This is a genomic window from Pseudomonas xantholysinigenes (assembly GCF_014268885.2).
GTDB lineage: Bacteria > Pseudomonadota > Gammaproteobacteria > Pseudomonadales > Pseudomonadaceae > Aquipseudomonas > Aquipseudomonas xantholysinigenes.
Window position 1 is genome coordinate 4068992 of record NZ_CP077095.1, and the last position, 25698, is coordinate 4094689.

At 64.1% G+C, this 25698-nt stretch carries 25 protein-coding genes; 13 read left to right on the forward strand and 12 right to left on the reverse strand.

The window, feature by feature from the left end; all coding sequences use genetic code 11:
- Window positions 1-114 precede the first annotated feature (114 nt).
- Complete coding sequence (locus HU772_RS18050) at window positions 115-2151, forward strand: S9 family peptidase (protein WP_186661129.1); 2037 nt, start codon at window positions 115-117, stop codon at window positions 2149-2151.
- 90 nt (window positions 2152-2241) lie between these two features.
- A complete protein-coding gene (locus HU772_RS18055; RefSeq protein WP_186661127.1) occupies window positions 2242-2715 on the forward strand; it encodes a cyclic nucleotide-binding domain-containing protein in 474 nt (157 codons plus the stop codon).
- On the opposite strand, the gene HU772_RS18060 is transcribed toward HU772_RS18055, so the two are convergent.
- Window positions 2712-2990, reverse strand: a complete 279-nt coding sequence (locus tag HU772_RS18060; protein WP_186661125.1) for a hypothetical protein — start codon at window positions 2988-2990, stop codon at window positions 2712-2714. The genes HU772_RS18055 and HU772_RS18060 overlap by 4 nt on opposite strands.
- 130 nt (window positions 2991-3120) lie before the next feature.
- Between HU772_RS18060 and HU772_RS18065 the strand changes: the two genes are divergently transcribed.
- The 4 genes from HU772_RS18065 to HU772_RS18080 all read left to right on the forward strand — a co-directional run bounded on the left by HU772_RS18065 (window position 3121) and on the right by HU772_RS18080 (window position 6973).
- Window positions 3121-3486, forward strand: coding sequence for a YajD family HNH nuclease (locus tag HU772_RS18065; protein ID WP_023632486.1), 366 nt, complete (start codon window positions 3121-3123; stop codon window positions 3484-3486).
- A gap of 72 nt (window positions 3487-3558) precedes the next feature.
- Window positions 3559-4029 carry an RNA methyltransferase gene (locus HU772_RS18070; RefSeq protein ID WP_046856681.1) on the forward strand — a complete coding sequence of 157 codons (471 nt, stop codon included), beginning with the start codon at window positions 3559-3561 and terminating at the stop codon, window positions 4027-4029.
- A gap of 433 nt (window positions 4030-4462) precedes the next feature.
- A protein-coding gene (locus HU772_RS18075; RefSeq protein WP_437182400.1) for an IS3 family transposase occupies window positions 4463-5826 on the forward strand; the annotation gives its coding sequence in 2 pieces (ribosomal slippage) (window positions 4463-4928 and window positions 4928-5826; 1365 coding nt in all).
- 823 nt (window positions 5827-6649) lie between these two features.
- The gene (locus HU772_RS18080; RefSeq protein ID WP_186662165.1) at window positions 6650-6973 is read left to right on the forward strand and encodes a YgaP-like transmembrane domain; all 324 of its coding nucleotides are present in this window, start codon (window positions 6650-6652) and stop codon (window positions 6971-6973) included.
- 67 nt (window positions 6974-7040) lie between these two features.
- Here the strand turns inward: HU772_RS18080 and HU772_RS18085 are convergent, their stop codons facing one another.
- Together HU772_RS18085 and HU772_RS18090 are read right to left on the reverse strand one after the other, a co-directional pair.
- Window positions 7041-8249 carry a hypothetical protein gene (locus HU772_RS18085; protein WP_186662166.1) on the reverse strand — a complete coding sequence of 403 codons (1209 nt, stop codon included), beginning with the start codon at window positions 8247-8249 and terminating at the stop codon, window positions 7041-7043.
- Between the two features lie 26 nt (window positions 8250-8275).
- The gene (locus HU772_RS18090; RefSeq protein WP_186662167.1) at window positions 8276-8725 is read right to left on the reverse strand and encodes a YcgN family cysteine cluster protein; all 450 of its coding nucleotides are present in this window, start codon (window positions 8723-8725) and stop codon (window positions 8276-8278) included.
- A gap of 145 nt (window positions 8726-8870) precedes the next feature.
- On the opposite strand from HU772_RS18090, the gene HU772_RS18095 reads away from it, so the two are divergent.
- A complete protein-coding gene (locus HU772_RS18095) occupies window positions 8871-9464 on the forward strand; it encodes a nitroreductase family protein (protein WP_186662168.1) in 594 nt (197 codons plus the stop codon).
- 111 nt (window positions 9465-9575) lie between these two features.
- On the opposite strand, the gene HU772_RS18100 is transcribed toward HU772_RS18095, so the two are convergent.
- The 5 genes from HU772_RS18100 to HU772_RS18120 form a co-directional block, all read right to left on the reverse strand.
- Window positions 9576-10508: a D-2-hydroxyacid dehydrogenase gene (locus HU772_RS18100; RefSeq protein ID WP_186662169.1), complete on the reverse strand. Its 933-nt coding sequence runs from the start codon at window positions 10506-10508 to the stop codon at window positions 9576-9578.
- Window positions 10509-10580: 72 nt separating this feature from the next.
- Window positions 10581-10874, reverse strand: coding sequence for a YcgL domain-containing protein (locus HU772_RS18105; RefSeq protein WP_186662170.1), 294 nt, complete (start codon window positions 10872-10874; stop codon window positions 10581-10583).
- Window positions 10871-12004, reverse strand: coding sequence for a ribonuclease D (gene rnd, locus HU772_RS18110; RefSeq protein ID WP_186662171.1), 1134 nt, complete (start codon window positions 12002-12004; stop codon window positions 10871-10873). Before rnd ends, HU772_RS18105 begins: the two co-directional genes overlap by 4 nt.
- Before the next feature lie 100 nt (window positions 12005-12104).
- Complete coding sequence (locus HU772_RS18115; protein ID WP_186662172.1) at window positions 12105-13742, reverse strand: phosphoethanolamine transferase; 1638 nt, start codon at window positions 13740-13742, stop codon at window positions 12105-12107.
- Between the two features lie 164 nt (window positions 13743-13906).
- Window positions 13907-14272 carry a 5-carboxymethyl-2-hydroxymuconate Delta-isomerase gene (locus tag HU772_RS18120; RefSeq protein WP_186662173.1) on the reverse strand — a complete coding sequence of 122 codons (366 nt, stop codon included), beginning with the start codon at window positions 14270-14272 and terminating at the stop codon, window positions 13907-13909.
- 118 nt (window positions 14273-14390) lie between these two features.
- On the opposite strand from HU772_RS18120, the gene HU772_RS18125 reads away from it, so the two are divergent.
- On the forward strand, window positions 14391-14627 hold the full coding sequence (locus HU772_RS18125; RefSeq protein ID WP_186662174.1) for an HP1242/YdcH family protein: 237 nt from the start codon (window positions 14391-14393) through the stop codon (window positions 14625-14627).
- 111 nt (window positions 14628-14738) lie between these two features.
- Here the strand turns inward: HU772_RS18125 and HU772_RS18130 are convergent, their stop codons facing one another.
- Window positions 14739-15920 carry a trans-sulfuration enzyme family protein gene (locus HU772_RS18130; RefSeq protein WP_186662202.1) on the reverse strand — a complete coding sequence of 394 codons (1182 nt, stop codon included), beginning with the start codon at window positions 15918-15920 and terminating at the stop codon, window positions 14739-14741.
- A gap of 153 nt (window positions 15921-16073) precedes the next feature.
- On the opposite strand from HU772_RS18130, the gene HU772_RS18135 reads away from it, so the two are divergent.
- Window positions 16074-16532 (forward strand): Lrp/AsnC family transcriptional regulator, encoded by a 459-nt coding sequence (locus tag HU772_RS18135; RefSeq protein ID WP_186662175.1) that lies wholly within the window; start codon window positions 16074-16076, stop codon window positions 16530-16532.
- A 127-nt stretch (window positions 16533-16659) separates the two neighbouring features.
- Here HU772_RS18135 and HU772_RS18140 read toward each other — a convergent pair whose 3' ends face one another.
- The gene (locus tag HU772_RS18140) at window positions 16660-18990 is read right to left on the reverse strand and encodes an FdhF/YdeP family oxidoreductase (RefSeq protein WP_186662176.1); all 2331 of its coding nucleotides are present in this window, start codon (window positions 18988-18990) and stop codon (window positions 16660-16662) included.
- A 256-nt stretch (window positions 18991-19246) separates the two neighbouring features.
- On the opposite strand from HU772_RS18140, the gene moaA reads away from it, so the two are divergent.
- Both moaA and HU772_RS18150 read left to right on the forward strand, forming a co-directional pair.
- Entirely contained in the window at window positions 19247-20251 is a 1005-nt protein-coding gene (moaA, locus tag HU772_RS18145; RefSeq protein WP_186662177.1) for a GTP 3',8-cyclase MoaA, read from the forward strand.
- 45 nt (window positions 20252-20296) lie between these two features.
- Window positions 20297-21172, forward strand: coding sequence for a bestrophin family protein (locus HU772_RS18150; protein ID WP_186662203.1), 876 nt, complete (start codon window positions 20297-20299; stop codon window positions 21170-21172).
- Between the two features lie 142 nt (window positions 21173-21314).
- Here the strand turns inward: HU772_RS18150 and moaB are convergent, their stop codons facing one another.
- A complete protein-coding gene (moaB, locus tag HU772_RS18155; protein WP_186662178.1) occupies window positions 21315-21854 on the reverse strand; it encodes a molybdenum cofactor biosynthesis protein B in 540 nt (179 codons plus the stop codon).
- A gap of 241 nt (window positions 21855-22095) precedes the next feature.
- Between moaB and HU772_RS18160 the strand changes: the two genes are divergently transcribed.
- Window positions 22096-22983: a LysR family transcriptional regulator gene (locus tag HU772_RS18160; protein ID WP_186662179.1), complete on the forward strand. Its 888-nt coding sequence runs from the start codon at window positions 22096-22098 to the stop codon at window positions 22981-22983.
- On the opposite strand, the gene HU772_RS18165 is transcribed toward HU772_RS18160, so the two are convergent.
- Window positions 22971-23750 (reverse strand): AraC family transcriptional regulator, encoded by a 780-nt coding sequence (locus tag HU772_RS18165; RefSeq protein WP_186662180.1) that lies wholly within the window; start codon window positions 23748-23750, stop codon window positions 22971-22973. The genes HU772_RS18160 and HU772_RS18165 overlap by 13 nt on opposite strands.
- A 286-nt stretch (window positions 23751-24036) precedes the next feature.
- Between HU772_RS18165 and HU772_RS18170 the strand changes: the two genes are divergently transcribed.
- Window positions 24037-25653 carry an APC family permease gene (locus HU772_RS18170; RefSeq protein ID WP_186662181.1) on the forward strand — a complete coding sequence of 539 codons (1617 nt, stop codon included), beginning with the start codon at window positions 24037-24039 and terminating at the stop codon, window positions 25651-25653.
- Window positions 25654-25698: the final 45 nt, after the last annotated feature.

A 25698-nucleotide genomic window follows, 5' to 3' on the forward strand; every position in this document is an offset into this window, starting at 1 on the left:
GCGGGTAAACCCGCTCCCACAGGATTTCACCGCTATCAAGGGCAGTGCAATCCTGTGGGAGCGGGCTTGCCCGCGAAAGGGCCGGCCCATGCGACCCTAAACAAGAGACCTAGCATGCCAATCAAGCCCCCTGTCGCGCGCCAGGAGCACGCCAACGATCCCTACGCCTGGCTGCAGCAGCGCGACACCCCTGAGGTCCTGGCCTACCTGGAAGCGGAAAACGCCTACCAGCAAGCTGTCCTGGCCGACCAGGCGCCACTGCGCGAACAGCTGTTCGAGGAGATCAAGGGCCGCATCCTCGAAACCGACCTGTCGCTGCCCTCGCCCTGGGGTCCGTACCTCTACTACACCCGCACCACCGCCGGCGACGAGTATCCGCGCCACTACCGCTGCCCGCGCCCGGCCGACGACAGCAACACGGTGGACGAAAGCCGCGAGCAACTGCTGCTCGACCCCAACGCCCTGGCAAACGGCGGCTTCCTGGCGCTGGGCGCGTTCAACGTCAGCCCCGATCACCGCCTGCTGGCCTACAGCCTCGACACCAGCGGCGACGAGATCTACACCCTGTACGTCAAGGACCTGGCCAGCGGCACGCTGACCACCCTGCCCTTCGACGACTGCGACGGCAGCCTGACCTGGGCCAACGACAGCCAGACGCTGTTCTTCGCCGAATTGGACGACACCCACCGCCCGTGGCGCCTGCGCCGCCATACCCTCGGTGAGGCCGATGCCCGCACGGTGTTCGAGGAGCCTGATGGGCGCTTCTTCCTGCACTGCTACCGCGCCAGCTCCGAACGCCAGCTGGTGCTGCTGCTCAACAGCAAGACCACCAGCGAGGCCTGGGTGCTGGATGCCGCCACCCCGCAGGCCGACTTCACCTGCCTGGCGCCACGGGTCGAAGGCCACGAATACTTCCCCGACCATGGCCAGCTCGATGGCGACTGGCGCTGGTTCATCCGCAGTAACCAGGATGGCATCAACTTTGCCCTGTTCCATGCGCCAGCGGACAAGGTACCGACCCGCGCGCAGTGGCAGGTGCTGGTAGCGCACCGCGACGACATCATGCTCGAAGGAGTCAGCCTCAATGCCTCGGCGCTGTCGCTGAGCCTGCGCGAAGGTGGCCTGCCGATCATCGAGGTGCGCCCCCAGGGGCTGCCGGCCTATCGCGTCGAGTTGCCGGACGCGGCCTATAGCCTCTACGTGCAGGACAGCCTTGAGTTCGCCAGCCCCCGCATCCGCCTGCGCTACGAGGCACTCAACCGCCCGGCCCAGGTGCGCCAGCTGGAGCTTGCCACGGGGGCTCAGCAAGTGCTCAAGCAAACCCCGGTGCTGGGTGCGTTCGATGCCGACGACTACATCAGCCAGCGCCTGTGGGCGGTGGCCAAGGATGGCACGCGGGTGCCGATCAGCCTGGTGCGCCGCCGCGCCGACGAAGGCAAGTGCGTGCCGCTGTATCTCTATGGCTACGGCGCCTACGGCGAAAGCCTCGACCCGTGGTTCTCCCACGCCCGCCTGAGCCTGCTGGAGCGCGGCGTGGCCTTCGCCATCGCCCACGTGCGCGGCGGCGGCGAACTGGGCGAAGCCTGGTATCGGGCCGGCAAGCAGGAACACAAGCACAATACCTTCGACGACTTCATCGCCTGCGCCGAGCACCTGATCGCCGAGGGCGTGACCAGCCGCGATCGCCTGGCCATCAGCGGCGGCAGCGCCGGTGGCCTGCTGATGGGCGCGGTGCTCAACCTGCGCCCGGAACTGTTCCGCTGCGCCATCGCCGAAGTGCCGTTCGTCGACGTGCTCAACACCATGCTCGACCCCGACCTGCCGCTGACCGTCACCGAGTACGACGAATGGGGCAATCCCGAGGAGCCGAAGGTGTACGCACGGATCAAGGCCTACGCACCGTATGAAAACGTCAAGGCCCAGGGCTACCCGGCCATGCTGGTGATCGCCGGCTACAACGACAGCCGCGTGCAGTACTGGGAAGCGGCCAAATGGGTGGCGCGTCTGCGCACGCGCAAGACCGACAACAATCTGCTGCTGCTCAAGACCGAAATGGGCGCCGGCCACGGCGGCATGAGCGGGCGCTACCAGGGGCTGCGCGACGTGGCGTTGGAGTATGCGTTCGTCTTCAATGAGCTGGGCGTGGTGTAAAACGCGATTTTCGTTGTCATAGCGTTCGCACTGGCGAGGGCGCTGCCGTCGCCAGGCCCCAAGGACACTACCCGACAAGAAGAACATCCCATGCCCGACGCCCAGCACCTCACCGCCGAAATCCGCGACATGCTCATGGACTGCGGCCTGTTCGACAGCCTGCCGCCCGGCGACTTCCAGGCCGCCGCCGGTTACTTCGCCATCGCCACGATGAGCGAGGGCCAGATCATCTTCACCGAAGGCGACGCTGGCACCTTCATGTGTATCCTCCACCGCGGCCAAGTCTCGGTACGCAAGACCGACGGCAGCGGCGCCTTGGTAGAGATCGCCACACTGCGCAAGGGCCGCGCCTTCGGCGAGATGGCCGTGCTCGACGGCGAGCGCCGCTCGGCCACCTGCGTGGCCGCCAGCGATTGCCAACTGCTGACCCTGGGCAAGGATTCGCTGGAAAAGATGCTCCACGAAGCGCCACGCATCGCCGCGCGAATCATTCGCGCCCTGGCCGTGGCGCTGTCCAGGCGCTTGCGCATGCAGGACGGTCAGCGCCTGTCGCAACAGGTCTAGTCGGCCTTGGGCTCAGGCGTTGGCGGATTCGCTTGCAACCCCGGTAACGGCTGATCCTTCGGCGGCCCCGGCACCGGCATGGGGGGCAACAAGGGCGCGCCAGGCTGATTGGCGCCTGCCTTGGGCGGCGTGCTGGGGGTGATCTGCGGGTATGGCGTAGGCGTCGGCGTGCCGGGGGCGCCCGGCACGGGCGTCAGTGGCCGCTGTTGCTGGCCGGCGGCCCCAGCCAACGGCGCAACAGCCAGCAGCAAGACGACGAGGATCACACGCGGCATCTGCAACCTCCTATCAGAACCTTCCTACAGGCTACGCCTAACCACGCATTTTCGCCTGTCCGCCTGCCCCGCAGGCGCGCTAGACTCGACGGTATAACCGTCATTGGCCTGATCAGAAAAAGGTAACACCATGAGCTCCACCTCCGACGCCACCGCCCGCCTCGACCGCATCCTCGCCGACGCCAAGCGCGACAAGGAAATGGGCTACCGCGACAAGGCGCTGAAGATGTATCCCCACGTCTGTGGCCGCTGCACCCGTGAGTTCTCCGGCAAGCGTCTGTCGGAGCTGACCGTGCACCACCGCGACCACAACCACGACAACAACCCGCAGGACGGCTCCAACTGGGAGCTGCTGTGCTTGTACTGCCACGACAACGAGCATGCCCGTTACACCGACCAGCAGTATTTCAGCGAAGGCTCGCTGAGCACGCCGAAGGTTGCCGTGGCTACCCACAACCCCTTCGCCGGCCTGGCTGCGCTGATGAAGAAGGACTGACCGTCGATTCCCGCCCCCGGTGTGTCGGCGAGCCCGTATAATCGCGCTCTTTTTTGCGAAGGGCCCCGACACGTGGCGAACAAACGGTACAGCTGCATTGGCCTGTTCAACCCCAAATCGGCCGAGAACGTCGGTTCGGTGATGCGCGCGGCAGGTTGTTATGGGGTCAATTCGGTGTTCTACACCGGCAAGCGCTATGAACGCGCCCGCGACTTCGTCACCGATACCAAGCGGGTGCATTACGACATTCCGCTGATCGGCATCGACGACCTGCAACGCATCATTCCCCTGGGCTGCACACCGGTTGCGGTAGAGCTGGTGGACGGCGCGCGGCCGTTGCCCGAGTACACTCATCCGGACCGGGCGATCTATATCTTCGGGCCAGAGGACGGTTCGTTGAGCGAGGACGTGCGTGGTTGGTGCGAAGAGACAATCTACATTCCGACCCAGGGGTGCATGAACCTGGCGGCGACAGTGAACGTGGTGCTGTATGACCGCATGGCCAAGGGGCTCAATACCCGCTCGGGGCCTAAGTTCAAGTAGGCCTGTAGGCCCTTTCGCCGGCATGGCCGGCTCCTACAGGCGTGATGCGCGAGCCTGCTCTATGAGCCGCTCGGCGGCCGTTGCCGTTGCCGTTGCCGTTGCCGATCAAGAGGCTAGCGCCAAACCCAGCAAGCGACAGCTGCGCCAGCCCAGGCGCCGCCCGTACCTTCGCGACTTCAGGAGGCCGAACGCAGGCCTTGCGGAGGGAGGTGACGGGCATGGATGCCCGTCAAGCGCTGCGCCCCAGGATGGGGCGTTCAGCGCGGCCCTCCCGGGAGCAAGGCCGGAGTAAGGGAACCCGGAGCGAAGCGGAGGGCCGGATGAATGGAGCGCAGCGTTTTTTGGTTACTTTTTGTCGCGTTTGACAAAAAGTGACTCGCCGTTGAACTGACCCCCGAAAGTTGGACGCCTGACCCCAAGCGGAGGGTGTTCCATGACGAAATACGACCTAGCGCTCAAGCAAGCACTCATCGAGGAGTGTCTTTCTGCCCGGAGTGTTCATGAGGTGGCACTGAGGCATAGCCTGAGTGCATCGCTGCTGCGCCGTTGGATAAAGGGCTATGAGCAACACGGTGCTGCAGGTCTGGCTACCAAGTACAGCCACTACGACGCCCAGTTCAAGTTGAAGGTTTTGCAGTGCATCGAGCAAGACGGACTGTCAGCCCAGCAAGCCTGCATACAGTTTGATATTCGTGGCCCGAGTAGCATCAGGCAATGGAAAAGGTTGTACGATGAAGGCGGACTAGAAGCACTTCACCCGCATCGTGCCCGAGAATCCAGTATGCCCCGCAAAGCATCAGAACAACCCAACGTAAGCCCTGCTAAGCCTGCAGATGCTGAGTTGACACCTAAGCAAATGCTCGAAGAGCTGGAGTATTTACGTGCGGAGAATGCCTATCTAAAAAAGCTCGATGCCTTGATCCAAGCGGATCCACGCACTGCGCAACCAAGAAAGCGCAGGCTGTCCAAGGATTGAGGCATGAACATCGACTGGCTCTGCTGTTACGTGCTGCAGGGCTGGCACGCAGTACCTTCTATTACCAAAGCAAAGCCTTGGTGGCCGACAAGCATGCGGCCCTCAAAGAACGCATCAAGAGTGTCTATCACAGGCATAAGGGGCGGTACGGCTATCGCCGCATCACCGCCGTGCTTGGGTGCCATGGCGAGGTGATCAATCACAAGAAGGTGCAGCGGTTGATGCAGTTAATGGATCTGAAATCGCTGGTAAAAGTGAAGAAATATCGCTCCTACCGAGGTTCCGAAGGGCTTGTTGCATCTGATCTGCTCAAGCGTGAGTTCAAGGCGGAAGCCCCTAATCAGAAATGGGTAACCGATGTGACAGAGTTCAAGGTGAAAGGGCAGAAGCTGTTTCTTTCGCCTGTGATGGACCTGTACAACGGCGAAATTCTTGCCTATCAGATCAATCCGCGCCCTGAGTTCAAGATGGTGTCGGCGATGTTGGAGCAAGCTTTCGAGCGGCTGAACCCAGATGACAAACCGATATTGCACTCCGATCAGGGCTGGCAATACCGACAGCCCGCTTATCGACATATGCTGGGCAGAAAGAAAATACAACAGAGTATGTCGCGTAAGGGTAACTGCCTGGACAATGCCGCGATGGAAAGCTTCTTTGGCACACTCAAGAGCGAGTTTTTCTATTTGCAATCGTTTGAGAGTGTTGAACAACTGGCGTCAGGCCTTGAGGACTACATCGCCTACTACAACCAAGAGCGTATAAGTCTAAGACTGAATGGCTTGAGTCCGGTACAATTTCGGACCCAAGCGCTGAACCCATAGCGTACCCCGTCCAACTTTCGGGGGTCAGTTCACGTAAAGGCGAAAAGGTGATTGTGCGTCGATATATCAAATGAATGCGCTTACAACTATAAAAACCGACGCCGATTGACTTTGACTTTGACTTTGACTTTCAGAGCGTGGGTTTTGAAAGTTATACGCTCATTCATTGGCGATGGCGACGCATAGTCACCTTTCCGCCCTTACGGCCAGCCCTTTCAAGGTGTTGAGAGTTGGCGTCCGACTTAGACTCGCCGGGGTCGCTTTGCGACCCTTTCGCGACACAAGGCCGCTCCTACAGGTGACCGTGCCGTCCTGTAGGAGCGGCCTTGTGTCGCGAAAGGGCTGCAACGCAGCCCCGGCAATCTTGAATTGAAGCGGCCACATCCGAAAAAACGCAAAGACCTTGAAAGGGCTGGCCCTTACGGCGGCTCACTTTTTGAAGGATCAAGTAAGCAAAAAATCCTCGCTCCATTCATCCGGCCCCTACGCTTCGCTCCGGGGTCCCCTCGCTCCGTTCTTGCTCCCGGGAGGACCGCGCTGAACGCCCCATCCTGGGGCGCAGCGCTTGACGGGCATCCATGCCCGTCACCTCCCTCCGCAAGAACTCCGCTCGGCCTCCTGAAGTCGAAATTGGTGGTGCCTGAACTATCGCGCACTTAGAAGCAAAATCAAGAACACAACAGCAACAGCAACAAACTCTAATTAGCCGCGCATGCTCGGGACACACTCGAAGTTGGCCGAGGTTGCCGCCCAGGCAATTAAAATGAACGCTCGTATGCCAACCACCGTCTGCTGAATATCACCAGCCTCAGGAGACCTGGCAATGCACGATATCCATCCCACAACGAATCCACAGCAACACAATGTCCACGGCCTGGAACGCGCCAGCTCCCTAGCCGGTGGTGCGCTGATGATCAGCAAAGGCCTGCGCCAAGGCGGCCTGCTGGGCATGCTGCAAGTGGCCGTGGGCGGCCTGGCCCTGGCCCGCGGTGTGAGCGGTCATTGCTCGACCAAGGCCTGGTGGCAGCGCCATCGCGCCGAATACCTGCGCCTGCATCGGGATATCGAATGCGGGGCGGCCGAACTCAAGGCCCTGCAGGCCAGCGCCGAGGCCGCGACCCGTACCGCGACGGTGACCGGCGGATGAGCGCAGCCCAGGGCATATGAGTACCAGAGCGCGGGAACAGACTTGCCCCACGATCAAAGTCCCGCGCCTAGCGCAACACCTTGCTCTGCAACACCTCGGACTGGCGCCCGAGCACGTTCTCGCTGATCTGCACGAACTCCTCGGTACTGACGCTGGACAGACGCATCAGCGCCCGCGCGACATCGTCCAGCGAACGCTTGTCATGGTTGTGCAGGCGAATCTCGCGGTCCAGCGCCTGCAGCAGCAGCACACCGCGCGCCACTTGCGCGGGGCTGGCCTTGGCGCCCTTGAGGTGGTTCACCTTGTCACCCAGCTTGTGCAGACGCGCCTGCGCGGCCTCGTAGCGATCATCGCTCATGCCCCCGGCACGGCGCAGCAGCTCGGTGGCGTAGTAGTCAGCCAGGCTCTCGCCCAGCCAATCACTGCCGTCACGGTCGTTGATCTGGGCGAACAGTTGCACCAGTTCGCGTAGCAGAGGGCTGGCGCCGTTCTCGCTGACCAACGGCCGACCACTGTGCAGATACAACGAGTTGTTGCCCGGCAGCACGCCACGCCACATCTCGTCACGGGCGCCGACCAGCAACAGCTTGGACGGGTTGCGCGGGAACACCGCCTGTAACTGCGGCCAGACGAAGGTCAGCAAGGTCAGCGTATCCATGCGCCGCATCCCCTGCCCCTGCGGCGCGGCGACGGTCACGTCGGTGTCGCCCAGGCGAGCGCGGCGGCTACCAAGGTGGCCGGCGAGCATCCAGCCGGTGGGGCGGTCGAACAGACGCGAGACATCATCGATGCGGAATTTCTGCCGACCAATACGTGGCCAGGCGGTTTCGACACTCTTCCAGCCCGCCGGCAGATCGAAGGCCAACCGCGCCACCAGCTCGGTGCCGTCCTGCTGGTCGAGGCGCGCCGGTGGTACCAACTGGTCGCCACGGAACAACGCCCAATGCGGGGTGATCCGCGCCTCATGGGCGCCCCCCTTGGGTTGCTGGTCGAGCAGCACGCGGTAGCTGAGGCTGGTCTTGCCCGGTGCGGGACGCCACACGCCACGCCCATTCTGTACCTGCCATTGGCCATCAGCCAGGAAGTCGCTGTAGGCGCCGCTCTTGCCCAGGTCGAAGTCCAGGCTGCGCACCGCGCTGCCCTCGGCCAGGGTCAGGCGCACTTCGGCCTGGCCGCTTTGCGGCAGCAGGCGTACCTGGTAGTCGAGGTCGACCTTCTTCGCCAGTGCCTGCGTACTGAGCAGCAGGCCAAGCACCATCAACAGCGGGCGACGCATAGCGAAACTCCTTGTAGCCGCGAGGCTCAACCCGCGCGAAAGATCAGGTGGTCTTCCCAGTCGTCTTCATCCACATCGTTTTCACTGAGCATGCGCCCCGACCGGGAAATGCGTTGCTCATGCACCTGCTGGCGATCCCCGCTCACCAGGTGATGCCAGGCTGGCAGGTCCTTGCCCTCGCTGACCAGGCGGTAACCACAGGTCGGCGGCAGCCACTTGAACTGGTCGGCCTTGCCCGGGGTCAGCTGGATGCAGTCAGGCACCTGTTCGAAGCGATTGGGGTAATCGCTGCAGGCGCAGCTGTCGAGGTCGAGCAGCTTGCAGGCGATACTCGTGTAATAGACGCTGTTGTCCTCTTCATCCTCGAGCTTCTGCAGGCAGCACAGGCCACAGCCGTCGCAGAGCGACTCCCACTCCTGGGGGTCGAGCTGGTCGAGGGTCTTGCGCCGCCAGAAGGGCGCGGTATCGGCGATCATCACACGGTTTCCTGCAGTCAACTTCAATCCGCGGCGCGCGGCGGCGCCAGTCTAGAGGCAGTCCGGCGGCATTGCCAGACCGCTTGTCAGTGCTCGCCGGACACAGTAGCGTGCGCTCTTCGACCCCGCCCTTGCAGGAGCAGCCATGAGCGCCACCCCACGCATCGCCGACTATGCCATCAACGAGCAGTTCATCAACCGCTGGTCGCCCCGCGCCTTCAGCGACGAGCCGATCAGCCAGGAAACCCTATTGAGCTTCCTCGAGGCCGCGCGCTGGGCGCCTTCGGCCTACAACTCGCAGCCTTGGCGCTTCCTCTACGCCCGCCGCGACACGCCGAGCTGGGCGCGCTACCTGGCGATCCTCAACGAGTTCAACCGCAGCTGGGCGCAGCACGCCTCGGCGCTGGTGCTGATCATCTCCAAAACCACCTTTGCCGCGCCAGGCACCGAAGAAGAGAAGCCGGCCCTGTGGCACACCTTCGACACAGGCTCCGCCTGGGGCCACCTGGCGCTGCAGGCCAGCATCAGCGGCTGGCACACTCACGGCATGGCCGGTTTCGACCAGGACCTGGCCCGTCGCGAGCTGAAGATCCCCGAAGGCTATGCGCTGCACGCGATGGTGGCGATCGGCAAGCTGGGCGACAAGGCGACCCTGGCCGAAGGCCTGCAGGCCCGCGAAGTGCCGAGCCCGCGCCGGCCGCTGAGCGAACTGGCGGCCGAGGGTGAGTTCAGCCTGTAATTCTCTGTCGCCTGGACCGGCCTCTTCGCGGGCAAGCCCGCTCCCACAGGGATATCACCACTTTCAAGTGTGGGAGCGGGCTTGCCCGCGAAGAGGCCGCTACAGCTCGACTCAATAACCGCGAGTGAAATCCACCTCGCCCCGCAGCGCCTGCTCCGCCGCATACGCCCGCGCATTCTCGACGAACAACCGCACCATCGCCAGCGGCGAGGTGGGTGCCGAGCTGTGCCCGGTCAGCAGCAACCCCCAGGCGGTCCAAAACGGATGGCGCTGTGGCAACGGCTCCTGGCGGCAGACATCGATCACCGCCCCGGCCAGGTGCCCCTGCTTTAGCGCCTCGACCAGATCGGCATCGACCACCGCCACACCGCGCCCGGCATTGATGAACAGCGCGCTGGGCTTGAAGCGCTTGAACAGTGCCGCATCGTACAGGTCGTGGGTCGCCGGGGTATCGGGCAGCAGGTTGAGCACGTAGTCGACCTCGCCGACCAAGCGCGGCAACTGATCGAGCCCAGCCACCTCGACAAACGGCGCCTGCTCGCGGGCACTGCTGGCCACGCCGTAGAGGATGACGCCGAACGGCTGCAGGAACTCCGCCACCCGCTGGCCAATGTCGCCGGTGCCGACGATCAGCACCCGGCGCCCTTCCAGGGTGCGCCCCGGGCGGTCGTCCCAACGCCGCTCGACCTGGCTGACCAGGCGCGACAACACCTCGCGTTCATGGCCCAGCAGATAGGTGAGCATGTACTCGGCCATCACCTGGCCAAAGATTCCCACAGCGCGGGTCAGGCGGTAGTCACGCGGCAGGCCGTCGGCCAACAGCGGTGTGATACCAGCCCAGGTCGACTGCATCCACTGGGGTTTGTGGCCCTGGCGCAGCAGGCTGGCCAGCAGGTCCGGCTGGCCCAGCCACACCGGGCACTCGGGAGCGAAACGCGCCAGCTCGGCGGAATCGCCGCTGGTCAGGACCTCCAGGTCCGGTGCCAGCTCGCGCAGCAGGCGAGCGTAGTGGGCATGATCCTGTTCAGCGATCAGAACACGCATGTGCAAACACAACCTTGGCAAACAACGAAAGCGGCCCGCCAGGCGGGCCGTGGGGAGGAGACCACGCCGGGATCAGGCCGGGTCGTTACGACGCAACAGCTCTTCGGGCAGGTGCTCGATATAGTCGTCTTCCGGCGGCGGCATCTGCAGGTGGTAACCCTGGTTGTCGAGGTTTTCCAGCACCTTGGCGATGTCCTCGCGGGCCAGCTTGCGCTCGGGGGTCAGCACCAGGTCGAACGCATGAACTGGCGTGCCGAAGAACGGCAGCAGCCCCTCTGGGACGCGGGTCAGGCCTTCGGCCTTGAGCACATAGAGGTACATCTCGTTCTTGCGGGGGCTCTTGTAGATCGAGCAGATACGTTTCATCGGCAATCTCCGGCGCCGGCCAGATCGTCCAGCAGGGCCTGGCCCATGCGCTCGCGACGCCAGCCGCGCAGTGCATCAGGCAGTTGATAGGGGCCATTGGGGTAGCCGCTCTTGAGCAGGGCTTCGAGGGCTTTCTTGCGCAGCATCAGCTCTGGGGCGATGCCCAACCGCTCGCCCTCGGCCTGGCCGATGGCACGCAGGCGCTTGAGGATGCCGGCGGCTTCGATCGGCAGGGGCTCCGGCAGTGGCTCGGGCCATTGCTCCTGGGGCTGGCTGGCGGCCCGCTTGATCAGCTGGATCAGCTGCTCACCGTCCTGGCGGATGGTGCGCGGGTGCATCTCGTCGATTTTCGCCAGCGCAGATGGGCTATCCGGCTGGCTCCTGGCCATGGGCCACAGCGAATGTTCCTTGAGGATGCGGTTGCGCGGCACATCGCGGCTGCGGGCCTCACGCTCACGCCAGGCGCACAATTCGCGCAGCACCGCCAGTTGCTGGCGGCCGAGCTTCCAGGCCAGCTTGACATCGCGGTACAGGGTCTCGGGCTCGACTTCGCGGCGCAGCGCGGCGACCAGCTCGGCGCCGTCCTCCAGCACCCAGGCGTACTTGTCGTCGGACAACCGGGGGCGCAGGGCTTCGAACAGCTCGGCCAGGTGCACGGCGTCCTCGGCGGCGTAGCTGACCTGGGTGTCCGACAGCGGGCGCTGCAACCAGTCGGAGCGGGTCTCGCCCTTGGGCAGCTCGATGCCCAGCACATCCTGGACCAGGCGCGAATAGCCCATCGAGAAGCCGATGTTCAGGTAGCCGGCGGCCAGTTGCGTGTCGAACAGCGGTTGCGGCAGCTTGCCGGTCAGGCGCAGCAGCACCTCGAGGTCTTCGCTGCAGGCGTGCAGCACCTTGACCACGCCGCTGTCCTCGAGCAACGCGGCCAGCGGTTGCCAGTCACGGATCAGCAGCGGATCGATGAGATAGGCGCGTTGACCGTCGCCGATCTGGATCAGCCCGGCCTTGGGGTAGAAGGTGTCGACCCGCATGAATTCGGTGTCGAGTGCCACGAAAGGCAGCTCATGCCATTGTTGGCAGTGCTCGGCCAGGGTCTGGTCGTCACGGATCCAGTGAATATCGATGGCCACGAGGCTCTCCCACTAACATTGGCGCGCAGTATATACGGCGCGGGCGCTCTGGGTGAAACCTCGCAAGCCACGCCATCCTTGGTACCGACCGCGGCGGCGGTCAGCGATCGGCCGCCAGCCAGGGGCGGCAGCCGGCAAACATGTCCAGCGACTGCTGGTAGACCCCGGTGCGCACCTGCAACAGGCCAAGCATCGAGTGGAACAGGTTGTCCTGGGACAACGGTGCATCGCGCAGCTTGGCCAGGCAGTCGGTGTCGAGGCCGAAGTCCTGCTGGTAACTGTCGGAGAACCAGGCCAGCAGCGGCACATGCTTCTGCTGGTCCGGCGCCATCATGTACGGCGTGCCATGCAGGAACAGGTTGTACTCGCCCAGCGACTCGCCATGGTCGGACAGGTAGATCATCGCGGTGTCGACCTTGTCTTGCTTGCTGCGCAGGGTGTCGATCAACGATGCCAGTACCTTGTCGGTATAGCTCAAGGTGTTGTCATAGCCATTGACGATTTCCTGTTCGCTGCACTGGTTCAGCGCATTGCTGCGGCACACCGGGGTAAATGGCTCGGCACCGGCCGGGTAGCGCTTGAAATACTCGGGACCGTGGCTGCCCATCTGGTGCAGCACCAGCACGGTGTCCTGGTCGAGGTTGTCGATCAGCTCGCCGAGGCCCTGCAGCAGGATCTCATCATGGCATTCGCCATTGGCGCACAGGGCCGGGTCCTTGAGGTTGCTGACATCGATGAACTGCACCCGATCACAGGTGCCCTTGCAGCCGGACTGGTTGTCACGCCACTGCACGGCCAGGCCAGCGCGCTGGAGGATATCGAGCAGGCCTTCGCGGTTCTTCGCCACGCTCGGCACGTAGTCCTTGCGGCCCATGCCGGAGAACATGCAAGGCACCGACACCGCGGTCTCGGTACCACAGGAATGCACGTCGGTGAAGCTCAGCAGGCCCTGTTCCTTGGCCAGTCGCGGCGTGGTATCGCGGGCATAGCCAAGCACGCCGAAGTTGTCCGCCCGGGCGCTTTCGCCCACCACCAGCACTGTCAACGACTTGCGCGCATGGTGCTGCCAGGCGGCATCGCGGCGGGCATCTTCGCCATAGGCTTGGAACGGCTGGGCAGCACTGCCGATCTGTTCACGCACATAACCGAACGAGGCGCCGACGATATTGCTCGGCGTGAGCATCAGGCGCAGTTCGTGGTGATTGCGCAACAACGAGGAAAGCCCCTGGTAGTTGACCAGCGCCACCGAACCCAGCGCCACCACGCAGGCGCCACTGACCACCAGCTTGCCAAGCAGTTCGCGGTGCCAGGAGCGATAGGCGATGTTGGCCTTCCACACCAGTAGCGACGGCAACACGCCGAGCAACAGCATATACAAGGCAAACTTCAACGAGAGCAAGTCTCGCACTTCCGCAGCGTTGGTTTCGGCGACATTACGGAACATGCCGGCATCGATAAGTACGCCATATTGGTTCATGAAATAAGCCACCGCCGCGCCACTCATGAACAAGACAATCAATACCGGCTTCAATACATAACGAAATGCCAACAGCGTGAGAATGAGATTGAACGCGAACAGCATCATCACCGCGAATGCCAGGCTCAGCCACAGCCCCACCATGCCGGGCGGTACGATATCTTCTAGGTGCCCCCAGAGAAACATGTTCATACCGACCAGCAGGTAAAGGCTGGCCAGCAACGTGACCCATTCAGTCCGCAGGGATTTAATTTTTAGCATGGCGTTCGCAGTAAGGGTTCGACGGGGTCGACCTGCTCGCAGGGGCAGGTTGGGAAGTTGGGCGAACTCTAGAAAGCCGGGCATCAATTTTTTGTGAAAAAGACGCCAACAAATCGCTGACTTGGCGTCTTTCTGTAATTAAACAACTTTCATTCAGCCGCCATTCAGCCAGGCAGGCGAAGTTTGGCGTACGGCGCGCGGTCGATGTCCAGCACCTCCACGCACAGTTGAATGTCCAGCCCGGCCTGGGTCGGAATCGCCTCGCGCAGGACTTCGAGCAAGCTATTGGACAGCTGCTGCTTGACCTGCTCCGCGCGGCCGCTGAGGATCGCCAGGCGCACATGGGCAAAGGCTCGCTCGCCCGGCGCGGTGCCGATACGGTATTGGGCAAACGCTTGGGCGCGACTTTTGATGTCCAGCTCTTCGGCGAACTGGCCGCTGCCGACCAGGGCATGGTTGAGGCGCAACAGCAGCACGTCGACATTGAGGTCACGCAGGTTGTCGCTGTATTCGAGGTTCAGGTGAGGCATGGCGCAGGTTCCAGTTGCACGGGGGAAGTGCGACAGCCTACCCCAGTCCCGCAATGGGGCAAAGGCGACTATCCTCAGGATTCAGGCTCGTTCGACAACCCGCCAGAGAGGTGAAGAAATGCCCGTTCCGCATGATTTGCTCGCAGACCTGCATGTTTCCGCCGAGCAGTTCCAGGCCCTCATCGACAAGGACCACGACCTGCACAAGCTGCACAAGGAATACAACGCCAAGGACAAGGAAGTGGTAGCCGCCGAAGGCAACGGCACCAATGACGACAAGGTCACCCAGCTGCGCAAGGAACGCTTGCTGCTCAAGGACAAGATCGAACGGATCGTCCATCCGCCCAAATCCTGACTGAATCAGAACACTTGCCGGCCTCTTCGCGGGTAAACCCGCTCCCACAGGGTCACCACCCTCATTGCAATCGGTGCTGTACCTGTGGAAGCGCGAATGGGCCGGCAGCCATCACGCGTCAGCCGAAGCCTTCAACGCCATATCCAGATCCTCGATCAGATCGCGATAGTCCTCGATCCCCACCGACAACCGCAGCAGGTTCTCGCTGATCCCCATCCCCCCCTTCTGCTCCGGGCTCAGCGAGTTGTGCGACATGCTCCAGGAGTGGTTGATCATGCTCTCCACCCCACCCAGCGAGTCGGCCAGCACGAAGATCTGCAGGGCCTCGACCAGGCGATTGACCGCCGCCCGATCACCCTTGATACGCAACGCCACCACCGCGCCACCGGTGCGCATCTGCCGTTTGCAAAGGTCATGCTGGGGGTGGCTCTCAAGGCCGGGATAGAACACCTGCTCGACCTGCGGGTGCTGTTCGAGGAACTGCGCCACGCGCAGGGCGTTGGCGCTCTGGCGTTCCATGCGCACATCGAGGGTCTTCAAGCCGCGCAGCGCCAGGTAGCAGTCGAACGGCCCCTGGATCGCGCCGACCGCCATGCTGATCTTGCGCAGGCGCCCCAGCAGCTCCGGGTTGGCCGCCACCACCACACCACCGGTGAGGTCGGAGTGGCCGCCGATGTACTTGCTGGCCGAGTGCATCACCAGGTCGACGCCCAGGGTGATCGGCTGCTGGTTCCACGGCGAGCAGAAGGTATTGTCGATGCAGGTCAGCACGCCGCGGGCGCGCGCCAGCTCGCACACTGCCTTGATGTCCACCAGGTGCAGCAGCGGGTTGGTCGGCGACTCGATCCAGATCAGTTGCGTGTCCGGGCGGATCGCCGCCGCCACGGCGTCGATATCGTTGAGGTCGACATAGGTGGTGGTCAGGCCCGAGGTACGCCCACGGTAGTCTTCCAGCAAGCGGAAGGTGCCGCCGTAGACGCCGTTCATCACCACCACATGGGCATCCTTGGAGAGCAGTTCCAGTACCGTGGCGGTAGCACTGACGCCCGAGGCGCAGGCAACCGCGCCAACGCCCTCTTCCAGCGCCGCGACGCAGGTCTCGTAGGCATGCCGGGTCGGGTTGCTGACCCGGCTGTAGGCGTATTCGGGGTTGTCGTCCAAACCGCGCTTGATGAACGAGCTGGAGGTGACGATCGCCGGGAAGATGGCGTTGTCGGCAACGCTGGACTGCTCGCCGGCGTGGATGGTGCGAGTGGCGAAATTGCGCGGCTTGTCGGACATGTTCGGGCCCATGGGCTGAGAGTGGAAAAGCGTCACTATCTCATATCCGCCCTGGCTCGGCGCTGGCGGAACGTTGTTATCGCCTGGTCGTGCATGACGATTCCAATGGCGTGCGCCAGCCGCTACTCTCTGGAAACTTTTTCTCTTTCCAGGCCATGTCACGCAATGGACAGTTTCGACCAGCACATCCTCACCCTGCTCCAGCGCGACGCCTCGCTGTCGCTCAAGGACCTGGCCGAAGCGGTCAACCTGTCCACCACACCGTGCTGGAAACGGGTCAAGCGCCTGGAGGAGGACGGCTACATCAAGGGGCGCGTCGCCCTGCTCGACCCTGAGCGCCTGGGCCTGGGCCTGACGGTGTTCGTCCAGCTCAAGACCCAGCGCCACGACAGCGCCTGGCTGGCCCAGTTCGCCGCCACGGTGACGGCGTTCGAGGAGGTGATGGAGGTGTACCGCATGTCGGGGGACTGGGACTACATGCTGCGGGTGGTGGTGGGCGACATCGCCGCCTACGACCGCTTCTACAAGAAGCTGATCACCAGCACCGACGGGCTGTCGAACATCACCTCGAGCTTTGCCATGGAGCAAATGAAGTACACCACGGCGTATCCAGTGCATCGCTAACACCCTGCGGCGTGCCCCCTGTGGAAGCGGGTTTACCCGCGAACACCGGCATAGCCAGCACCAGGCACCGCGTCGCCGGGTTCGCCAGCAAGGCCGGCTCCCACAGTTAGTCGACCAGCGGTGTTCCTCAGTCCTGCGCGGCGATCACTTCGATCCGGTTGCCGGCCTGGGCCTTCTCCAGCTTGATCGCCACGAACTTCGAGGTCGGCGTGTAGGTGCCTTCGCCATAACTTTCCAGCGGCACCAGCGGGTTGGTCTCCGGGTAGTACGCCGCCGCCTGCCCTTGCGGCACGTCATAGGCCACCAGGCGGAAGCCCGACACCCGCCGCTCACGGCCATCCTCCCACAGCGACACCAGGTCGACCTGCTCGCCCGGCTCGAAGCCCAGGCGACGAATGTCGGCCTCGTTGACGAACACCACCTCGCGCAGGCCGAACACGCCGCGATAGCGGTCGTCCAGGCCATACAGCGTGGTGTTGTACTGGTCGTGCGAGCGCAGGCTCTGCAGGATCAGGTCCGGCTTGTCGCCGCGCGCCAGCACCGCTTCGTTGACCAGTTGCACCGGCAGTTCGCTGGCGGTGAAGCGCGCCTTGCCAGTGGCGGTGCGGAAGTTGCGGTCCGCGGCGTTGTTGCCCAGGTGGAACCCACCCGGATGCTGCAAGCGCTCGTTGAAATCGCCGAACCCCGGAATCACTTCGGCAATCAAGTCGCGGATGCGGCCGTAGTCAGCGATCACATGGTCCCAATCGATCGGCCGCTTGCCCAGGGTGGCCTGGGCCATGCCGGCGACGATCGCCGGCTCCGAACGCAGGTGCGGCGAACGCGGTTTCAGTTGGCCATGGGAGATGTGCACCATGCTGAAGGTGTCTTCCACGGTAACGCCTTGCGGGCCTTCGGCCTGGATGTCGATCTCGGTGCGGCCCAGGCATGGCAGGATCAGCGCATCGCGCCCGGTGACCAGGTGCGAGCGGTTGAGCTTGGTGGAAATCTGCACGGTCAGCTCGCAGTTGCGCAACGCCGCATGGGTGCGCGGAGTGTCCGGCGTGGCTTGGGCGAAGTTACCGCCCAGGCCGATGAACACCTTGGCCTGGCCCTCTTCCATGGCCTTGATCGCCAGCACGGCGTTGTGCCCGTGCGCACGTGGCACCGTGAACTGGAAGCGCCGCTCGATGGCATCGAGCAACTGCGCCTTGGGTTTCTCGTCGATGCCCATGGTGCGGTCGCCCTGCACGTTGCTGTGGCCACGCACCGGCGACAGGCCGGCGCCCGGCTTGCCGACGTTGCCGCGCAGCAACTGCAGGTTGACGATTTCCTGCACGGTCGGCACCGAATGGCGGTGCTGGGTGACGCCCATGGCCCAGCACATGATCACCCGCTCGGCCTTGCGGTACATGCGCGCGGCCAGCTCGATCTCGGCCTTGCTCAGGCCGGACTGCTCGATGATGTGCTCCCATGGCGTGGCATCCACCAGCGCCAGGTAATCCTCGACGCCGCTGGTGTGCTCGGCGATGAAGGCATGGTCGAGCACCGGCGGCTCGTTGTTCAGCTGTGCCTCGCGCTCCCACTGCAGGAGGAACTTGGCAATGCCGCGCATGGCCGCCATGTCGCCGCCCAGGGCTGGACGGAAGTAGGCAGTGTTGGTCGGCTCGGAGCCATTGCTGAGCATCTCGAACGGGTGCTGCGGATGCTGGAAACGCTCCAGGCCCCGCTCCTTGAGCGGGTTGAAGCAGACCACCTGGGCACCACGCTTGACCGCCTCGCGCAATGGCTCGAGCATGCGCGGGTGGTTGGTGCCGGGGTTCTGGCCAATGACGAAGATCGCGTCGGCCAGCTCCAGGTCGTGGAATACCACAGTGCCCTTGCCCACCCCCAGCGTTTCGGCCATGCCCACGCCACTGGCCTCATGGCACATGTTCGAGCAGTCAGGGAAGTTGTTGGTGCCGTAGGCGCGCACGAACAGCTGGTAGAGGAACGCCGCCTCGTTGCTGGCCCGACCCGAGGTGTAGAACTCGGCCTGGTCGGGCGACTCGAGGGCGTTCAGGTGCCGGGCGATCAGGGCGAAGGCTTCTTCCCAGCTGGTCTCGACGTAGTGGTCGGTGGCTGCGTCGTAGCGCATCGGATGAGTGAGGCGGCCCTGGTATTCAAGCCAGTAGTCAGTCTGCTCACGCAGCGCGCTGACGCTGTACTGGGCGAAGAACGCCGGGTCCACCGAGCGGCCGGTGGCCTCCCAGTTGACCGCCTTGGCGCCGTTCTCGCAGAACTTGACCATGTCGCTTTCCGGCGACTCGCCCCAGGCACAGCCTGGGCAGTCGAAACCGCCGTTCTGGTTGGTCTTGAGCATGGCCCGCAGGTTCTTGAAGGCGTTCTCGCTGCCCAGCCAGCTCTTGGTCACGCTCTTGAGCGCGCCCCAGCCGGCGGCCGGCCCCTTGTAGTCCCTGATGTGTTCGTCCTGGCTCATGCTCTGAATATCTCGCGCGGTGTTTTTTCCAGCCTAAGAAGCGCGCCCCAGATGCGTCCAATCGAAATAAGTGAAAGCGTGATAAACGCCGTCGATCACGGAGCCAAGCCCTTGCCTGCCGTGGCTTGCAGCCACGATAGAGGAGACTGATCGAACGGTCGGGCAAAGCAATTTGACGGCACTGGGCACAGGTTATAGCTTGAACCTTGTCTGCGGCTTATCGCCGCCCCCTTCTTCTTCAAAGACGAGCGCGAACGTGGAAAAGAACCCCCAGGCCCTGATCGACGGTTTCAACCGCAAAGTCGACTACCTGCGGATGTCGGTCACCGATCGTTGCGACTTCCGCTGCGTCTATTGCATGGCCGAAGACATGCAGTTCCTGCCGCGCCAGCAGATTCTCAGCCTCGAGGAGCTGTACCAGGTTGCCGAGCGCTTCGTCGCCCTGGGCACCCGCAAGATCCGCCTGACCGGCGGCGAACCGCTGGTGCGCCAAGGTATCGTCGAACTGTGCGGGCGCATCGCCGCCCTGCCCGGCCTGCGCGAACTGTGCCTGACCAGCAATGGCTCGCAGCTGGGTCGCCTGGCCCAGCCACTGTTCGACGCCGGCGTGTCGCGCCTGAACATCAGCCTCGACAGCCTCGACCGCGAGCGCTTCCGTGCCCTGACCCGCACCGGCGACCTCGACCAGGTGATTGCCGGCATCGACGCCGCGCGCGCTGCGGGTTTCCGTCGCACCAAACTCAACGCCGTGGTGCTCAAGGGCCGCAACGATCACGAGATCGTCGACCTGGTGCGCTTCGCCATCGACCGCGAACTGGACATTTCCTTCATCGAGGAAATGCCCTTGGGCGTGATCAGCGAGCACGAGCGCGGCGAGTCGTTCTGCTCCAGCGATGATGTGCGCGCGCGCCTGGCCGAGCACTTCACCCTGATCGAGTCGGCCGAGTCATCCCAAGGCCCGGCACGCTACTGGCGCCTGGCCGAGGCGCCGAACACCCGGGTCGGGTTCATTTCGCCCCACAGCCATAACTTCTGCGCCACCTGCAACCGCGTGCGCCTGACCGTCGAAGGCCGCCTGCTGCTGTGCCTGGGCAACGAGCACTCGGTGGACCTCAAGCAGATCCTGCGCCAGCATCCCGGCGACCGCGAGCGCCTGGAGCAGGCGATCCGCGACGCCATGCAGCTCAAGCCCTACCGCCATCATTTCGAGGTCGGCGGCGAGGTGCAGATCCTGCGCTTCATGAACATGACCGGCGGCTGATCGGCTGCCTCTGGAACCGCCTTGATCGTCCATTCACGCCCCGACATGCTGCGCGTGCTGTTCACCCTCAAGGGCTCGATCGTCCAGCGCATCGCCTTGCGCTGCCTGGGCGTGACCCTGCTGGCGGCATTGATCGTGCTGATCGAGCGGCACTACCCGGCGCTGTTCTACCCGGTCAGCGCCACGCCGTTCACCCTGCTCGGCCTGTCGCTGTCGATCTTCATGAACTTTCGCAACAACGCCTGTTACGACCGCTGGTGGGAAGGGCGCAAGGCCTGGGGGCGGATGATCATCGAGGTGCGCTCGTTCATCCGGGAAAGCGTGGCAATCGACGATCAGCAACTGCGCGCGCAGATGCTGCGCGGCCTGTGCGGCTTCGCCCACGCCCTCAACGCCCGCTTGCGCAACGAAGACGAACGGCCCCTGGCCCGCACCTGGCTGGCCGCGGACGCGCCGATCACCGCGCACAACGTGTGCGACGGTATCCTGCGCGATATCGGCGGGCAGTGCTCACGGCTGGCCAAAGACGGCGCGATCAGCGAGTTTCGCTACACCGTGCTGGAACAGCGCCTGACCGGGCTGTCGGATGTGCAAGCCACCTGCGAGCGGATCAAGGGCACGCCCCTGCCCTTCCCCTATACCCTGCTGCTGCACCGCACCATCTACATCTTCTGCCTGCTGCTGCCGTTCGCCCTGGCCGAACCCCTGGGCTGGCTGGCGCCGCTGTTCACCACCATCGTCAGCTACACGTTCTTCGGCCTCGATGCCATTGGCAACGAGCTGGAAGACCCGTTCGGACGCGATGAGAACGACCTGCCGACCGATGCACTGGTGCGCACCATCGAACGCGATGTGCTGGCGGCACTGGGGCACGAGCCGCTACCACCGGCGCTGGAGCCGGTGGATCATGTGCTGAGCTGAAGCGTCGGATTCTTCCGCTCCGGCCTCTTCGCGGGCAAGCCCGCTCCCACAGAATTATCTGGCGCCTGGCGTGTTCCAAGGGTTGGGGGCAGTCCCCCTGTGGGAGCGGGCTTGCCCGCGAAGAGGCAAGTACAGAAAAGCACTAACCTCGGCTTTCACATGGCCCGATCGGCTTGAGGTGGGCAACGAAGTTGCACGGCCGGTGCCGCGCGTCCAGTTGCTCGGCAAGGATCCCCTCCCAGGCCGTGCGGCAGGCGCCGGTCGAGCCCGGCAGGCAGCACACCAGGGTACCGTTGGCCATGCCAGCCAGTGCCCGGCTCTGCACCGTGGAGGTACCGATATCGAGAATCGACAGGGCGCGGAACAATTCGCCAAATCCATCGATGTGCTTGTCCAACAGGCAGCCCACCGCTTCCGGCGTGCTGTCGCGCCCGGTGAAGCCGGTGCCGCCGGTGATCAGCACCACTTGCACCTGCTCGTCGGCGATCCAGGTGGCGACCTGGGCGCGGATCTTGTACAGGTCGTCCTTGAGCAGCTCGCGCGCCACCAGGCGATGCCCGACGCCCACCGCGCGGCTGGCCAGCAGTTCGCCGGAGGTGTCGTTGTCGAAGGTACGGGTATCGCTGACGGTCAGCACGGCGATGTTCAGCGGCACGAACACCGCATCGGGTTTCACGCTCATGGGAACGGCTCCGGAAATGGACTCGCGGCCACGTTAGAGGCATGCCCTGCCAGCGTCCAATCGATAGCGCATACCGCGTGATCGACGCTTTCTATCAGCGCCCACGCCCCGCCCACTGGCGCTTGGCCGCCTTCGCCGGCGCAGGTTTGCGTCGCGGTTCGCGCAATAGATCTACATCAATGATTAGCCAGATGCTTCACTCTTGGTTAAGGTCATCACACCCCGCAACCCAGGCCGCCCCATGGACATCAAACAGCTCAAGTTCCTCATCGCCCTCGACCAGACCCGCCACTTCGGCCAGGCCGCCGCGCTGTGCCACATCACCCAGCCGACCCTGTCCATGCGCCTGCGCAACCTTGAGGACGAGCTCGACCTGGTACTGGTCAAGCGCGGCCAGCGCTTCGAAGGCTTCACCGAGGCCGGCGAGCGCATCCTGGCCTGGGCCCGCACCCTGCTCGCCGCCCACGACGGCCTGCAGGCCGAGGCCGCCAGCTGTCGCGGCCAGGTAGTCGGCAGCCTGCGCCTGGGCACCGTGCCGCTGGCCAGCTTCAACCCGATGGCACTGCTGATGCCGCTGCGCGAAAAGTACCCCGAGCTGCATTTCCAGCTGTCGTCGCTGAGTTCCGAACAGGTCATCGACGGCCTGAGCCGCAACCAGCTCGACCTCGGCATCTGCTACCTCGACCAGGTCAACACCAGTTTCTTCGAGGTCATCGAGCTGAGCACCACCACCATGGGCCTGCTGCACGACACCCGGCATTTCCAGTTCGAGGCCGAGTCCCTGCGCTGGGACGACCTCGGCGAGCTGCCGCTGGGCCTGCTGAGCAAAGGCATGCACTATCGCCAGTCGCTGGACCTGAGCTTCCGCAGCCGTGGCCTTGAACCCAACGCGGTGCTCGAGAGCGACTCGACCTTCCAGCTGATCCAGGCGATCAACACCGGCGTGTGCTGCGCGATCATGCCCCTCGATTGCGGGCTGGAGGAGTTGAGCCAGCACATGCGCATCATCCCGGTGCAGGACGCCAGCATCCACAGCCCGGTCGGCCTGCTGCTGCGCCGCAGCGAACCACGTTCGGCGATCGCCGAGCAGTGCTTCGACGAAGCTAAGGCACTGTTTCAGCCTTCCTGAGCCGTCGCCTGGCGGTACTGCCGCGGGGTGAAGCCGGTCAGTTGCCTGAACTGCCGGCTGAAGGCGCTGTGATCGGTGTAGCCGCAGCGCAGGGCCACCTCGATGATCGGCAGGTCGCTGTGCAACAGCCGATGGGCGTGTTCCAGGCGCGCCTTGTGGATCATCTGCCGCGGCGTGAGATGGAAGACCTTCTTGCAATAGCGCTCCAGCTGCGCCACCGAGATGCCGGCGATGCGGGTCAGCTCGCCCATGCTGATCGGCTGGTGGAAGTGCGCGCGGATATGCCCGTCCACGGCGGCCAGGCGCTGGTAGGCCGGGTGGGTGTCGGCGGCTGACTGCAGGTCGATGGAAATCCCCACCAGGCCGATGATACGACCGCCCCGATCGTACAGCGGACGCTTGTGGGTCAGGCACCAGCCCGGTTCACGGCTGCCGTACAGGTGCAACTCGAGCTGGTCCTCCAGCACCAGGCCCTGTTCCAGCACGCGTCGGTCCTGCTCGGTGTAGCCGGGGCCCAGGCGTGCCGGAAACACCTCGGCGCTGGTCTTGCCCAGCAGCGGCTGCAACTGACGCAGGCCGCAGCGCTGCACCAGGGTGCGGTTGGCCAGCACGTAGCGGGCCTGGTCGTCCTTGATGAATATCGCCGCGTTGGCGATGACGTCGAGCATCGGCAGCAGCCATACCGCACCGGCCAGCAAGGCCTCCAGCGACTCGGGGCGGTGCTGGTCGAGGTGTTGGTGCAGGGTTGCCAGGGCGTTCACGGTCATCTGCCTTCACCTTGCTGAGCGCGCCGCGCGCTTCGCGGGTAAACCCGCTCCCACTGGGACGGTGCCAGTTTCGAATTCAACGCCTGGCCCGCGAAAGGGCCGGCGCGTTCAGCCTATCCACTGGCCCTGTCCCACCGCCAGTTTTTTCTGAAACTGTGCCGATTTCGTCATCCACCTTGGCGAAAACCATCAAGAACCGCCGCCTTGATCGGTCCACTCTATGCCCCACGCAAGCCCCATCGTGACATCAGACCTGCCTACCCAAAACCTACAAAAAGGCGACCCCATGTCAGGCAAATTCAAGAAACAGCTCTCCCTGCTGGACCTCACCTTCATCGGCCTGGGCGCGATCTTCGGCTCCGGCTGGCTGTTCGCCGCCAGCCACGTCTCGGCCATCGCCGGTCCGGCCGGCATCCTCTCCTGGTTCCTCGGCGGCTTCGCCGTGCTGTTGCTGGGCATCGTCTACTGCGAGCTCGGCGCCGCCCTGCCGCGGGCCGGTGGCGTGGTGCGCTACCCGGTGTACTCCCACGGGCCGTTGCTGGGCTACCTGATGGGCTTCATCACCCTGATCGCCTTCTCCAGCCTGATCGCCATCGAGGTGGTCGCCTCGCGCCAGTACGCCGCGGCCTGGTTCCCGGCCTTGACCAAGACCGGCTCCAGCGATCCGACGGTGCTCGGCTGGCTGGTGCAGTTCGCCCTGCTCGGGCTGTTCTTCCTGCTCAACTACCGCAGCGTGAAGACCTTCGCCAAGGCCAACAACCTGGTCAGCGTGTTCAAGTTCATCGTGCCGCTGCTGGTGATCGGCGTGCTGTTCACCTTCTTCAAACCGGAGAACTTCGAAGTCCAGGGCTTCGCCCCGTTCGGTCTATCCGGGGTGGAAATGGCGGTGTCGGCGGGTGGGATCATCTTCGCCTACCTGGGCCTGACGCCGATCATCTCGGTGGCCAGTGAAGTGAAGAACCCGCAGCGCACCATCCCTATTGCGCTGATCCTCTCGGTGCTGCTGTCCACCGCCATCTATGCGCTGCTGCAACTGGCCTTCCTCGGCAGCGTGCCGACCGAAATGCTCGCCAACGGCTGGGCTGGGATCTCCAAGGAACTGGCCCTGCCCTACCGTGACATCGCCCTCGCCCTGGGAGTGGGTTGGCTGGCCTACCTGGTGGTGGCCGATGCGGTGATCTCCCCCAGCGGCTGCGGCAACATCTACATGAACGCCACCCCGCGTGTGGTCTATGGCTGGGCGCAGACCGGCACCTTCTTCAAGTACTTCACCCGCATCGACGAGCAGTCCGGCATTCCGCGCCCGGCGCTGTGGCTGACCTTCGCCCTGGCGGTGTTCTGGACCTTGCCGTTCCCTTCCTGGGAAGCGCTGATCAACGTGGTCTCCGCCGCCCTGGTGCTCAGCTATGCCGTGGCCCCGGTGTCGGTCGCCGCCCTGCGTCGCAACGCCCCGAACATGGCCCGCCCGTTCCGGGTCAAGGGCATGGGCGTGCTCGGCCCGCTGTCGTTCATCATCGCCGCGCTGATCGTCTATTGGTCGGGCTGGAACACCGTGTCCTGGCTGCTGGCCCTGCAGATCGTGATGTTCGTGCTGTACCTGCTGTGCCGCCGCTTCGTGCCCACCGAACACCTGCCCCTGGGCCAGCAGGTGCGCTCGTCAGCCTGGCTGATCGGCTTCTACGCCGTGACCATCCTGCTCTCCTGGCTGGGCAGCTTCGGCGGCCTGGGGGTGATCGGCCATCCCTTCGACACCCTGGTCGTGGCTGGCGCCGCGCTGGGCATCTACTACTGGGGTGCCGCCACCGGCGTGCCGGCCCATCTGGTACGGCTGGATGGCGACGACGAGAGCGAGGCCGCCACACCAGCCCCTGGCACGCATTCCCCTGCCGCGCTGGCCTCCTGAACGCAACGCACATCCTGTGGGAGCGGGCTTGCCCGCGAACAAGGG